13 protein-coding genes and 1 tRNA gene are annotated in these 12,043 nt (G+C 59.4%); 8 read left to right on the forward strand and 6 right to left on the reverse strand.

Going from position 1 to position 12,043, the window contains the following annotated elements; translation table 11 throughout:
* Positions 1-9 precede the first annotated feature (9 nt).
* Complete coding sequence (djlA, locus tag G5182_RS06770; RefSeq protein ID WP_216952941.1) at positions 10-843, forward strand: co-chaperone DjlA; 834 nt, start codon at positions 10-12, stop codon at positions 841-843.
* Between the two features lie 81 nt (positions 844-924).
* Here djlA and G5182_RS06775 read toward each other — a convergent pair whose 3' ends face one another.
* The gene (locus G5182_RS06775; RefSeq protein ID WP_227341999.1) at positions 925-2,376 is read right to left on the reverse strand and encodes an aminoacyl-histidine dipeptidase; all 1,452 of its coding nucleotides are present in this window, start codon (positions 2,374-2,376) and stop codon (positions 925-927) included.
* A 948-nt stretch (positions 2,377-3,324) separates the two neighbouring features.
* Here G5182_RS06775 and gpt point away from each other — a divergent pair.
* The 5 genes from gpt (at position 3,325) to G5182_RS06800 (ending at position 8,221) form a co-directional block, all read left to right on the forward strand.
* Positions 3,325-3,792 (forward strand): xanthine phosphoribosyltransferase, encoded by a 468-nt coding sequence (gene gpt / locus G5182_RS06780; RefSeq protein ID WP_005339007.1) that lies wholly within the window; start codon positions 3,325-3,327, stop codon positions 3,790-3,792.
* Positions 3,793-3,964: 172 nt separating this feature from the next.
* A complete protein-coding gene (gene frsA / locus G5182_RS06785) occupies positions 3,965-5,233 on the forward strand; it encodes an esterase FrsA (RefSeq protein ID WP_227342000.1) in 1,269 nt (422 codons plus the stop codon).
* A gap of 59 nt (positions 5,234-5,292) precedes the next feature.
* On the forward strand, positions 5,293-5,685 hold the full coding sequence (gene crl, locus G5182_RS06790; protein WP_216952944.1) for a sigma factor-binding protein Crl: 393 nt from the start codon (positions 5,293-5,295) through the stop codon (positions 5,683-5,685).
* Positions 5,686-5,829: 144 nt separating this feature from the next.
* Positions 5,830-6,933 carry a glutamate 5-kinase gene (gene proB, locus G5182_RS06795; RefSeq protein ID WP_279497509.1) on the forward strand — a complete coding sequence of 368 codons (1,104 nt, stop codon included), beginning with the start codon at positions 5,830-5,832 and terminating at the stop codon, positions 6,931-6,933.
* Between the two features lie 34 nt (positions 6,934-6,967).
* On the forward strand, positions 6,968-8,221 hold the full coding sequence (locus tag G5182_RS06800; RefSeq protein ID WP_216980188.1) for a glutamate-5-semialdehyde dehydrogenase: 1,254 nt from the start codon (positions 6,968-6,970) through the stop codon (positions 8,219-8,221).
* An 86-nt stretch (positions 8,222-8,307) separates the two neighbouring features.
* Here the strand turns inward: G5182_RS06800 and G5182_RS06805 are convergent, their stop codons facing one another.
* Genes G5182_RS06805 through rsgA form a run of 5 tightly spaced genes read right to left on the reverse strand, consistent with a single transcriptional unit; the run spans position 8,308 to position 11,154 of the window.
* Complete coding sequence (locus tag G5182_RS06805) at positions 8,308-8,697, reverse strand: hypothetical protein (RefSeq protein ID WP_216980189.1); 390 nt, start codon at positions 8,695-8,697, stop codon at positions 8,308-8,310.
* A 2-nt stretch (positions 8,698-8,699) separates the two neighbouring features.
* On the reverse strand, positions 8,700-8,963 hold the full coding sequence (locus tag G5182_RS06810; RefSeq protein WP_216980190.1) for a DUF2960 domain-containing protein: 264 nt from the start codon (positions 8,961-8,963) through the stop codon (positions 8,700-8,702).
* On the reverse strand, positions 8,953-9,222 hold the full coding sequence (locus G5182_RS06815; RefSeq protein ID WP_005349372.1) for a VF530 family DNA-binding protein: 270 nt from the start codon (positions 9,220-9,222) through the stop codon (positions 8,953-8,955). Before G5182_RS06815 ends, G5182_RS06810 begins: the two co-directional genes overlap by 11 nt.
* Positions 9,219-10,091 (reverse strand): archaetidylserine decarboxylase, encoded by an 873-nt coding sequence (gene asd / locus G5182_RS06820; RefSeq protein WP_064341070.1) that lies wholly within the window; start codon positions 10,089-10,091, stop codon positions 9,219-9,221. Before asd ends, G5182_RS06815 begins: the two co-directional genes overlap by 4 nt.
* Before the next feature lie 28 nt (positions 10,092-10,119).
* On the reverse strand, positions 10,120-11,154 hold the full coding sequence (rsgA, locus tag G5182_RS06825; protein ID WP_204356927.1) for a small ribosomal subunit biogenesis GTPase RsgA: 1,035 nt from the start codon (positions 11,152-11,154) through the stop codon (positions 10,120-10,122).
* 91 nt (positions 11,155-11,245) lie between these two features.
* Between rsgA and orn the strand changes: the two genes are divergently transcribed.
* Together orn and G5182_RS06835 are read left to right on the forward strand one after the other, a co-directional pair.
* Positions 11,246-11,791: an oligoribonuclease gene (gene orn / locus G5182_RS06830; protein ID WP_216980192.1), complete on the forward strand. Its 546-nt coding sequence runs from the start codon at positions 11,246-11,248 to the stop codon at positions 11,789-11,791.
* 178 nt (positions 11,792-11,969) lie between these two features.
* Positions 11,970-12,042, forward strand: a tRNA-Gly gene (locus G5182_RS06835).
* Position 12,043 lies beyond the last annotated feature (1 nt).

The following is a 12,043-nucleotide window of genomic DNA, read 5'->3' on the forward strand; positions in this document are numbered from 1 at the left end:
TCTTGAACCATGCGTATTTGGGGTAAGGTGCTGGGCGCCTTCTTCGGTTTTCTGCTCGGCAATATTATCGGCGCCCTGATTGGCCTGTGGATAGGCCACCGTTTCGACCGTGGCATGGGGCTGCAGGGGGCGTTTCGTCGCGGCCCGAGTCAGGCGCAGCAAGCCGTCTTCTTCCACGCCACCTTCTCGGTGATGGGTCACATCGCCAAGTCAAGCGGTCAGGTGACCGAACAGGAGATCCGGGTTGCCTCCAACCTGATGGATCGTATGCGGCTGGCGGGCGAACAGCGTGCCCGGGCGCAGGAGTCGTTTCGTCTCGGTAAGGAGGCTGACTTCCCGCTGCGCGAGACCCTGGCCGAGTTCCGCCGTGCCAGTCTGGGGCAGCGCGACATTCTGCGCTTCTTCCTCGAAGTGCAGTTGCAGGCGGCCTTTGCCGACGGGCGGGTAGAGGAGGGCGAGCGCGCCATTCTTCACACCATCGCCGACGAGCTGGGTTTCAGTCGCATCGAGCTGGCCCGCATTCTGGCGATGGCCGAGGCACAGATGAACTTCTTCAATCAGGCCCATGGCCAGTATCAGAGTGGCCATTCCGGTGGTCAGCAGTATCGGCAGGAGCCGCCTTCTGCGGATCGCCTCAAGAATGCCTACCAGCTGCTGGGGGTAAGCGAGAGCGACAGCGATCAGGATATCAAGCGTGCTTACCGCAAGGAGATGAGCAAGCATCACCCGGACAAGCTGGCCGCCAAAGGGCTGCCGCCGGAGATGATGGAGATGGCCAAGGAAAAGACCCAGGAGATCCAGCAAGCCTGGGAGTGGATCCGCGAGGCGCGCGGTATCCGTTAAGCGCCAAAGTCAGGCTGGAACAGACAATAAAAAGCCCCGCAGCAGTGCGGGGCTTTGTTTTGCCGTGTGGCGTAGGCCGGGTTATTTGGCCGGAATCGCTTCCAGCACGTGCACCAGCAGTTGCCAGAAACGCTCGACCGCCGGGATATGCACCTTCTCGTCAGGGGAGTGGGCCCCGCGGATGGTCGGGCCGAAGGAGACCATGTCCCACTCCGGATAGGCGCTCTTGAACAGACCGCACTCGAGACCGGCGTGGATCACCATCACGTTGGGCATAGTGCCAAACAGAGTCTGGTAGCTGTTGCGTACCAGCGCCATGACGGGGGAGTCCACGTTTGGCGCCCAACCAGGATAGGCTCCGGTGAATTCGCAGCTGGCACCCGCCAGGGTGAACAGGGAGCGGGTCATCTGCTCGATGCTCTCGCGACCGGAGTCAATCAGGGAGCGGATCAGGCACTGGACGTACACTTCGCCATCCTGAGTCTTGATGACCCCCAGGTTGGTCGAGGTTTCGGTCACGCCGGGCATGGCATCGCTCATGCGCATCACGCCGTTCGGGCAGGCCATCAGGGCATCCAGCAGGCGCTGCTGCAGGGAGACGCTCATCAGCTTGGCCGGTTTGGCGGCGTTGTTGACCAGCACGGTCAGGTTCGGCTCGGTGGCGGCCAGTTCGGTCTGGTAGATCCCGGTGTAGCGGTCAACCAGCGCCTTGAACTCGTTTACGTTGGCAGCAGGCACCAGCAGGGTGGCACGGGCTTCGCGTGGGATGGCGTTGCGCAGAGTGCCGCCGTGGATCTCGGCCAGACGAACACCCATCGGCTCGGCTGCTTTGAGCAGACGCACAAGCAGCTTGTTAGCGTTGCCACGGCCGCGATGGATATCGCAACCGGAGTGGCCGCCACGCAGCCCTTTCACGGCCAGCTCGAACGCTTCGCCTTCGCTGGCGTCAACCAGCTCGAGCTGGAAGCGGATATTGGCATCCACACCGCCAGCGCAGCCCATATAGACTTCGCCATCCTCTTCGGAGTCGGTGTTGAGCAGAATTTCGCCCTCCAGCCAGCCCGCTTCCAGACCGAATGCGCCGGTCATGCCGGTCTCTTCGTCGGTGGTCAGCAGCACTTCCAGCGGACCGTGTTTGATGGTCTTGTCAGCCAGCACTGCCAGGCAACCGGCCATGCCTATGCCGTTGTCGGCACCCAGAGTGGTGCCACGGGCCGTGACCCACTCGCCATCTACATAGGCATCGATGGGATCGGTCGCGAAGTCGTGTTTGGTGTCGGCGTTGGCCTGCGGCACCATGTCGATGTGGGCCTGCAGTACCACGGCTTTGCGGTTTTCCATCCCCGGGGTGGCCGGTTTCTTGATGATGATGTTGCCGACCTTGTCCTGCTTGACCGCCAGACCTTCCCCTTGAGCCCATTGGATGATCCAGGCGCTCAGTTTGGCTTCATGTTTGGAAGGGTGGGGAATGGAGCAGATCTGTTCGAAGAAATGCCAAATCAGTTTGGGAGAGAGAGAGCTAAGCTGTGCCACGTCGGGACTCCTTACCAGCACGGAATTAACAGGGCCCCATCAGCGGGCCGGGGAAGAGGATAACGATAATACAGTCAATCACACAAAAATGTGAGCAATCAGCGCAAATCGCAGGCAGCTTGTGCTGGCTGATGGCAACCAGGCAGTACGATCGTCAGGTTCGGACGACGCTGACCGATAGAAAAGAAAATGTGTGACCGATCTCACAAAAATATTGAATTTAATGCACCGACTGGTAAATTAGCTCCCGTGGTTCGCCACCCGTCAGGATGACGATGAAAGCCTCCAGGGAACCGAAGCAAAGCAAGTGCGCCTCCATGGAACCGAGTGTTCGTTCAAGGATTTGAGCCCGCATTAAAGGTACGTAACTTGTTAAGCAATCAGGAGTTTCAATATGCCAGGCAGCAACTCAACCTATTGGTTTGCCCCCTCTTTGTATACCCAGGGTTTCAGCTACCCTAACCCCTTCGTCACTCGTCGCTAAGGCGAGCTGCCCAACCTGGCAGAGGCGAGAAAGCAGCAGGTGCGTGAGGTAAACCCTCCCCCTGCTATTTTTTTATCTGCGATTTGCCGCACAGTCCCATTTGGGCTCGGTAGTAGGGACGGCAGGTTATTCGTTTGGCGCTTGAGATGGGCCGAATGGAGAGGGTGATGCCGATTTTTCCTGTTTTTGGCATACGTTTGCCAGGCATTTTCTCTGCAAACGGTGCTATCATATCGGCCCAACAGCCTGTCCGCGGTTTGGACACATCATCTAACCGATCGCCGGATAAGCCCATCTTGCTTCCATTGTTATCAGATTTGCTGCCGAGGCTTAGCCCTGAGGCAGCCGAAGTGCAATCTGAATTCAGTCGGGCAAGGGCCGCCATTTACTGGCATCCGCAGGGAGAATTGCGGATGTTGTTATTTTAAGTGATTGTTTTTAAATAACTATTCGAGATCGATAACATGCCGAAAAAGTTCTATGTGTCGTGGGACAACCTGCAACGTGAAGCTCGCCGTCTGGCCCGTCGCCAGCTGCCTGTCAGCCAGTGGAAAGGTATCATCGCGGTCAGCCGTGGTGGTCTGGTGCCCGCAGCCCTGATGGCCCGTGAACTTGGCATTCGTAATGTGGAAACCCTCTGCATCTCCAGCTATGACCACGACAGCCAGCGCGAGTTGGTAGTCGTTAAAGCTGCCACCACCGCCGGTGACGGCGAAGGCTGGCTGGTGGTGGAAGATCTGGTAGACACCGGCACTACCGCCAAGGCGATCCGCGAGCTCTACCCGAAAGCCAAGTTCATCGCGATCTTCGCCAAGCCGATGGGCGAAGCGCTGCTGGACGATTTCGAAGTGGCAATCCCGCAGGATACCTGGATTGAACAGCCGTGGGATATGGCGCTGGAGTTCGCCACACCGATCTGCGACGAAAAGTAACGGGATCGGGATGTGACGTTCAGAGCGTCAATTGGCCGCACGCGGCAAGAATGGTTTCACAGGGCTCCTTGATGGAGCCCTGTTTTTTTGTGTATCAATCTGTTGCAGGGTGGCTGATGGGCAGTAAAAGTGGTTAAGATGAGCTATTGCCTGATATGAATAGGACACAATCTTGGACTTGAACGACGACCTCAATCTGACCGAAAAGCTGTTTACCCGGGTCAAGAAGGTGCTGGAAACTTCCGAGATCTCCAACTCCAGCCCGGCGGACATTGCCGAAGCAGAGTCAGACGAGATGTTTATCGACGGCTCCATGTCAAAGAGCTGGTATCGCCTGCTGCGCCGCCCCTCCTGGGCCTGGCAGGGGGCCGACCCGGTCGAGGTTGAGCAGACTCTGGCCCGCATCGCCATAGCGACCGGTGAACGCACCCATGACTGCTATCTCGATACCATCAAGGGCTATGTGCCTGGCAACTGGATCTATGAGTGGAGCCAGGTGGCTGGTAACTACTTCAAGCTTGGGCGCGAACTGCGTGAGCAGGGGGATGCAGCTGGCGCCTTGAAACAGCTGCTCAAGGCGGTGCGCTACTATTCCATCGCCAGCTACCCCCATCTCAAGGATGATGAACTGGCGGATCAGGCCCAGCTGCTTGGCAATATGGCCTATCGCGAGGCGGGCCGGTTGTTCAAGGTGCCGCTCAAAGAGATCCAGGTGCCCTTTCGCGGCAAGCATATTCAGGGTTATCTCCACCTGCCGACCACCGACAAACCGGTGCCTCTGGTGATCATCAGCGGGGGGATCGACTCTCTGCAGCTCGATTTCCTCAACTTCTATCTCAAGCGACTCGAGCCCAACGGCATCGGTATGCTCTCCCTCGACATGCCGGGCATCGGCTATGCCGAGCATTGGCCATTGGTACAGGATACCAGCCGCCTTCATCAGGCTGTGCTGCACTATCTCTCCGAAGTGGCCTGGGTCGATCATCAGCGTATCGCTATGGTCGGTATGCGATTGGCAGGCAATGTGGCGGCACGTCTGGCCTTTATCGAGCCATTCAAGCTCAAAACCGTGGTCTGTGTCGGGGCCGGGGTCAATCAGGTGTTTACCAATCAGGAGTTGTTTGCCAAGTGCCCGCGCATGATGCGGGACAGCCTGGCCAACCGGTTGGGCGCTGATGCGGCTCATTGGGATACCATGCGTACCAAGTGTCAGGTATTTTCACTGAAAACGCAGGGATTACTGGGGACTCGCACCTCTGTGCCGATATTGAGTATTGGACACAAACGAGATTTCATCTGTCCCGAGCAGGATGTACGGGCATTGGCGGCGGCCAGTCGTAACGGCAAGGCCATCGTCTTCGACAAGCAGCCCTTGCTTGAGGTGTATGACAAGGCGCTGGACGAAATCGTCGAGTGGCTGAAACAGCATCTATGTATCTGATGCGCTGAAGGACTGACGCCATCCCGAGGTGGCGCGGCTTGTTTAACAGGGAGGTTAACATGTCTGAAAGAGTGACCTACAAGCGACTGCTGAGACAGTTTGCTGCCATTGGCCCCTATTTGCGTGAGGATCTCTGTGAAGAGGGGCGTTACCGTTTCGACAGTCTTTCCGTTTGTGTCAGTGCCAAACCGGCGCCAGACAAGCGGGAGTTCTGGGGTTGGTGGCTGGTGCTGGAGCAGGAGGATCATCTGTTCCGCTACCATTACCAGTTCGGATTGTACAATGCCGATGGCGAGTGGCTCGACAAGCCGATCCCCAAGAAGCACCAGGTCGAGGTGGAACGGACCCTCAACCGTTTCTACAAATTGATCAGTGACAAACTGGCCTCGCTCGAGTGTCAGCTAGTGCCTGCCGAACAGGTGACCAACGAGTTGAGTGTAACGGCTGCCTGAGCCTCTGATGCCCTGCGAGAGGTTGTGACGAGCTCGCAGGGAGACTCTTGCCCCATCCTTTCATCACCCTTTATGGAATTGCCTTGCAGGGCCCCATGGCCGTGGGTATAAAGATATTCCTTATTTTTTAGCCTTTATGCTCCCATGGAAAACAGAACCATAGTCGTCAAGTTGGGCACCAGCGTGCTCACAGGGGGGTCTTCCCAGCTCAATCGTGCCCATATGGTCGAGCTGGTCAGACAGTGTGCGGCCTTGCACCGTCACGGCCATCGGGTCGTGGTTGTCACATCAGGAGCTATCGCCGCCGGGCGTGAACATCTGGGTCACCCGCCACTGGCGCCAACCCTTCCCAACAAGCAGATGCTGGCGGCGGTTGGTCAGACCCAGCTTATTCGGGTATGGCAGGATCTGTTCAACCTCTACGGTCTGCATATCGGCCAGATGCTGCTGACCCGCGCCGATCTGGAAGATCGGGAGCGCTACCTCAACGCCCGCGACACCATGCGCACCTTGCTCGATCACCGCATTATTCCGGTCATCAACGAAAACGATGCGGTGGCGACCGCCGAGATCAAGGTCGGCGACAACGACAACCTCTCCGCACGGGCCGCCATTCTAGCGGATGCGGATCTGCTGATCCTGCTGACAGACCAGAAGGGGCTCTTTACCGCCGATCCGCGCACCAATCCCGATGCCCAGCTTATTGAAGAGGTGCAGACCATCGACGATACCTTGCGATCGCTGGCGGGTGACAGTGTCAGCGGCCTTGGCACCGGCGGCATGGCTACCAAGCTGCAGGCCGCCGATGTGGCCCGTCGAGCTGGTGTCAACGTGGTGATCGCGACCGGCCAGATGCCGGAGGTGATTGGCCGTCTTGCCAAGGGTGAGCGGATTGGCACCCTGTTTCCCGCGCTGGCGTCCCCGCTGGAAGGACGCAAGAGCTGGATCCTGGCAGGCCCACCTCCTCACGGCGAAGTGCATGTGGATCCGGGCGCAGTGGCCGCCATGAAGGAGAAAGGCTCCAGCTTGCTGCCCAAGGGGATTGTGGCAGTCAAGGGCGATTTCATTCGGGGCGATGTGGTGCGTATTCTTGATCCCAAAGGCGCCGAGTTGGCGCGCGGTATCTGCCGTTACGACCATCTGGAGCTGGATAAACTGCGCGGCGTCCACTCGGATCAGATTGAGCAGGTACTGGGCTATGGATATGGTTCAGTAGCCATCCATCGAGACGATATGGTGCTGCTCTAATCAGGGCGGCACAGCATGAACAAAGGGAAATGAGATGAGTCTGGAGAAAATGGGGCAGGCGGCCCGAGAAGCCGCCTATCAGCTGGCTACCATCAGCACGGCGCAGAAGAATCGGGCACTGGCCGCCATCGCCGACGAGCTGGAAGCGCGCAGTGAGCAGGTCCTCGCCGCCAACGCGAAAGATATCGCCGCCGGCCGTGAAGCGGGCTTGTCAGAGGCGATGCTGGATCGCCTGCTGCTCAATCCGGCCCGGCTAGCCGGTATCGTGGCAGATGTGCGCAAGGTGATCACGCTGGACGATCCGGTCGGCGCCGAAATGGATAGCCGGGTGCTGGAAAATGGCCTGCGTCTCTCCCGTCGTCGGGTGCCCATCGGGGTTATCGGCGTCATCTACGAGGCGCGCCCCAACGTCACCATCGACATCGCCAGCCTCTGCCTCAAGACCGGTAACGCCAGCATACTGCGCGGCGGGCGCGAGACCTTCCACTCCAATCTGGAACTGGTGCGGGTGATCCAGCATGCCTTGGCGGCCTCCGGTCTGCCCGAGGCGGCGGTGCAGTACATCGACAACCCGGATCGGGCGCTGGTCGGCGAGCTGCTGCGCCTCGACCGCTATGTAGACATGATCATCCCCCGCGGTGGCGCCGGCCTGCACAAGATGTGCAAGGAGAACAGCTCCATCCCGGTCATCATCGGCGGGTTTGGCATCAGCCACATCTTCGTCGACGAGAGCGCCGATCTGGTGCGCTCTCTGGCGGTTATCGACAACGCCAAGGTGCAGCGCCCCTCCGCCTGCAACGCCCTCGATACCCTGCTGGTACACGAGAAGGTGGCAGCCACCTTCCTGCCGCAACTGGTGACGCTGATGAACGAGCGCAAGGTGACGCTGGTGGCCGCGGCCAACACCATGACGCTGCTGGCGGGTGCCGACAACCTGTGCGAGGCGGGGCCGGAGGATTTCGATACCGAGTGGCTGGGGCTGACCCTGGGGGTCAAGCTGGTGGCGGATGTGAACGAGGCGCTGGCCCATATGCGCGAGCACAACGCCGGCCACTCCGATGCCATCCTGACCAACGATCTGGCCAACGCCGAGCGTTTCGTCAACGGGGCCGGTTCGGCGGCTGTCTACGTCAACGCCTCGACCCGTTTCACCGATGGTGGCCAGTTTGGGCTGGGGGCCGAGGTGGCGGTCTCGACCCAGATGCTGCACGCTCGTGGCCCCATGGGGCTGACCGAGCTCACCAGCTACAAGTGGGTGGGGCAGGCCGATTACCTTAGCCGCGCCTGATAACAGTCTGTTTCACATACAAAAATGCCGACCACTTGGGTCGGCATTTTATTTGGCGGATATCGGGAAGATATCAGGCGTTCGGGTTACTCCCCCTGATAGAGCACCTTGTCACCGGATTTGAGCACATAGCCCTTCCAGGGGAAGAGGGTGTAGCCGCTACCCTGCCACGACCAGTTGCCTTCCATGCCCTGACGGGCAAGCTGGTGCTGCTCGCCAGTGGGCAGGGTGAGCTCGGCCTTGCTCTGATCGGTGTTGAACAGCACGAACGCGCTGCTGGTCTGGCCGGCATCGGTCGGATTGAGCCGGATACCCTCTTCAAACAGGCGCACACATTTGCCAGTCAGCGCCGACCACTGATAGCCCGCACTGCCGATACAGCCGTGGCTGTCGCGATCGCTGCCCACCAGATGTTGTTCCGGTGTACTGCATGCCGCCAGCAGCAGAGAGGCGGCCATCAGAATCAAGGTTCGCATGGTTACTCCTGATCCTCTTCGAGATTGTCCCGTTCGATGACGATGTTGGAGAATCCCAACTCTTTGAAGTAGTTCTCCTGGTAATCCTTCACGCTTTTCTTGTCACGGCGACATACCTGAGCCAGCTGGGCCTCCATGGCGTGGAAACTGGAGAGATCCAGCCCTTCGGCTGCGGCGATGGCGTCGTAGATGCTGCGGAACTTGTCGTTGGCATAGCCGAGCTCTTTGGCCTGTTTTTTATAGGTGTACGTAATCTTAAAGGCCATCTTGCCCTTCCTTCTTCGATTTGGCTTGCTTGCGCTGGACGTAGAGGTAGAGGCTTTCGACCTTCTCCCGAGCCCAGGGGGTCTTGCGCAAGAACTTCAGGCTGGACTTGATGCTGGGATTATCGGTGAAGCAGCGGATATTGATCTGCTGCCCCAGCTCTTCCCAGCCATAGTGCTCGACCAGCGCGGTGACGATGGCCTCCAGCGTCAGCCCGTGCAGCGGGTTGTTCTTCTGCGAGGCGTTCGGTTGCTCGCTCATGCCTGCTCCGCCAGCTTGGCAAAGGGCTGACCCATGCGGGTGGTGACCCCGTTGGCCAGATGGGGCTCGAAACCGGCCAGCATGCCCGGGCCAAACAGGCAGACCACGGTGCTGCCCAGCTTGAACAGCCCCATCTCGGCGCCTTTTTGCAGGGTGATGGCCTCGTCGCCGGTGTAGTCCCAGCGCACCACCTTCTTCTCTTTGGTCGGCGCAATGTTGCCGGCCCAGATGGTTTCGATGCTGGCCACGATAGTGGCACCGACCAGCACCAGCGCCATGGGGCCGTGCGGAGTGCGGAAGGTGGCGACCACCCGCTCGTTGCGGGCAAACAGGTTGGGCACGTTCTCGGCGGTGAGCGGGTTGACGGAGAAGAGATCCCCCGGCACGAACACCATGCTCTCCAGTACGCCGTCCAGCGGCATGTGGATGCGGTGATAATCCTTGGGCGCCAGGTAGATGGTGGCGAAGTCGCCATCCTTGAACGGTGCCACCAGATCCTCATAACCGCCCAGCAGCTCGCGGGCGCTGTAGTCGTGGCCCTTGGCCTGAATGATGCGACCCTGCTGGATGGGGCCGAGCTGGCTGACGGTACCATCCACCGGCAGCGCCAGAGTCATGGCATCTTCTACCACGGGGCGGATTCCGGGCTTGAGCTCGCGGGTGAAGAACTCGTTGAAGCTCTTGTAGTGGGCCGGGCTCTCGTGCAGCGCCTCGCTCATGTCGACCTTGTACTGCTTGATAAAAGCCTCGATCACTTTGGTGGTGATGTTGCCCGCTTCGGCAGCGGCAAATTTGCCGATCAGACGGGAGAGGGCGTGCTTGGGCAGACAGTATTGACCGGCAATTTTCAGGTTGTCAGTAATGCTCATGTTCATCATCAACGTAGGTTTATTAGGGTCACAGGCGCGCCTGTTGGCGACCGTGACGGGCTTCCTGCATGGTTTCCAGGATGCGGTGATAGTTGTGGAAGCGATCAGCGCTGATGGCGCCCGCGTCGACCGCGGCGCGCAGGGCACAGCCGGGATCGTCCTTGTGGGTACAGTCGCGGAACTTGCAGCCACCCAGATAGTCGCGGAATTCGACGAAGCACCAGGTGATGCGGTCGGCCTCCAGATGCCAGAGGGCGAACTCGCGGATCCCGGGGGAGTCGATGAGATCGCCACCGCTCGGGAAGTGGTAGAGCCGCGCCGTGGTGGTGGTGTGCTGGCCGAGCCCCGAGTTCTCGGAGATCTCGCCGGTGAGCACATCCAGCCCCGGCATCAGGGCATTGGTGAGGGACGACTTGCCGACCCCGGACTGGCCGACGAAGATGCTGATCTTGTCGGTCAGTGCGGCTTTCAGCTCATCGAGCCCTTCGCCGCTCTCGCAGCTCACCAGCAGCACTTCGTAATTGAGTTTGCGATAGGTTTCGAGCTGGCTCTCGATGCGCGCTCTGGCGGCATCATCGAGCATGTCGACCTTGTTCAGCACGATGAGGGGGCGGATCTCCACATCCTCGGCGGCCACCAGATAGCGGTCGACGATGTTGGTGGAGAACTCGGGCATCACCGCCGAGACGATGATGATCTGGTCGATGTTGGCGGCGATGGGTTTGACCCCGTCGTAGAAGTCCGGCCGGGTCAGTACCGAGTGGCGCGGATGCACCGCCTCGATGACGCCCGCTGTCGCGGCATTGAGGCCGGGACGCCACACCACCTTGTCGCCACAGACCAGACTGCTGATGCTGCTGCGCCGCAGGTTGCTGCGGTGGATGGTGCCATCGCTCGCTTCCACGTCCGCGTGTTGACCGAAACGGCTGATCACCACCCCTTCGATGGCCGGGCCAAACAGGGTGTCATCCACCTCTGTGGTGTGCTCTTTTTGCAGCCGACGCTCGCGGTTGGCCTGGACGCGTCTTTGTTGACCCAGATTGAGTTTTGCTTTCTTTGCCACTCGATTCGCCAGTTTATGAACAGATCCAAAGCCAGTATGATACATGCAAATTGGCAAAATTCCGCCATTCCTCCCAACAGAGAGAGTAATCATGACAGTCAGCGCGCAGAACCTGGTATGGATCGACATGGAGATGACGGGTCTCGACCCCGAAGAGAACGTGGTACTGGAGATTGCCACCATCGTCACCGACAAGGACCTGAACGTGCTGGCCGAAGGGCCGGTCATCGCCATTCACCAGAGCGACGAAGAGCTGGCCAAGATGGACGAGTGGAACGTCAACACCCATACCAACAGTGGTCTGGTGGCCCGGGTCAAGGCGAGCCAGCATGACGAGGCGAAAGCCGTTGCCGAGACCCTCGCGTTCATTCGCCAGTGGGTGCCGGAGCGCACCAGCCCGCTGTGCGGCAACAGCATCGGTCAGGATCGCCGCTTCATGGTCAAGCACATGGCTGATCTGGAAGCCTTCTTCCACTACCGCAACGTCGACGTCAGCACCATCAAGGAGCTGGTACGCCGCTGGCAGCCGGAGTTGCTGGATCAGTTCAAGAAGAGCGGCACCCACCAGGCGCTGGACGACATCCGCGAATCCATCGCCGAGCTGCAGTTCTATCGCAGCCACGTCTTCAAGATCTGATTCCCCGGCAAGGGTTTGTCATGCGCTGGCTGCTAAAATCGACAGTTCGGCCAGCTTTTGAGCGAACGCGCGCAACCAGACAAAAAAGCCCTTGCAATTGGAATGACTGCTCTTATAATTCGGCTCCCGTACAGTAGCGCAAGCAACCAAATGCTGTACGGCCTGTTTTAAGGTAGTTGCGGGAATAGCTCAGTTGGTAGAGCACGACCTTGCCAAGGTCGGGGTCGCGAGTTCGAGTCTCGTTTCCCGCTC

It is taken from the genome of Aeromonas sp. 600948, assembly GCF_049174875.1.
In the GTDB taxonomy this organism is placed as follows: domain Bacteria; phylum Pseudomonadota; class Gammaproteobacteria; order Enterobacterales; family Aeromonadaceae; genus Aeromonas; species Aeromonas veronii_A.

What these genes read in the sequence shown, in the direction of transcription:
- G5182_RS06815 (WP_005349372.1), bottom strand. Translation starts at nt 9,222, where the DNA reads ATGAGCGAGCAACCGAACGCCTCGCAGAAGAACAACCCGCTGCACGGG.
- G5182_RS06800 (WP_216980188.1), top strand. Translation starts at nt 6,968, where the DNA reads ATGAGTCTGGAGAAAATGGGGCAGGCGGCCCGAGAAGCCGCCTATCAG.
- djlA (WP_216952941.1), top strand. Translation starts at nt 10, where the DNA reads ATGCGTATTTGGGGTAAGGTGCTGGGCGCCTTCTTCGGTTTTCTGCTC.
- asd (WP_064341070.1), bottom strand. Translation starts at nt 10,091, where the DNA reads ATGAGCATTACTGACAACCTGAAAATTGCCGGTCAATACTGTCTGCCC.
- G5182_RS06810 (WP_216980190.1), bottom strand. Translation starts at nt 8,963, where the DNA reads ATGGCCTTTAAGATTACGTACACCTATAAAAAACAGGCCAAAGAGCTC.
- proB (WP_279497509.1), top strand. Translation starts at nt 5,830, where the DNA reads ATGGAAAACAGAACCATAGTCGTCAAGTTGGGCACCAGCGTGCTCACA.
- G5182_RS06805 (WP_216980189.1), bottom strand. Translation starts at nt 8,697, where the DNA reads ATGCGAACCTTGATTCTGATGGCCGCCTCTCTGCTGCTGGCGGCATGC.
- crl (WP_216952944.1), top strand. Translation starts at nt 5,293, where the DNA reads ATGTCTGAAAGAGTGACCTACAAGCGACTGCTGAGACAGTTTGCTGCC.
- gpt (WP_005339007.1), top strand. Translation starts at nt 3,325, where the DNA reads ATGCCGAAAAAGTTCTATGTGTCGTGGGACAACCTGCAACGTGAAGCT.
- orn (WP_216980192.1), top strand. Translation starts at nt 11,246, where the DNA reads ATGACAGTCAGCGCGCAGAACCTGGTATGGATCGACATGGAGATGACG.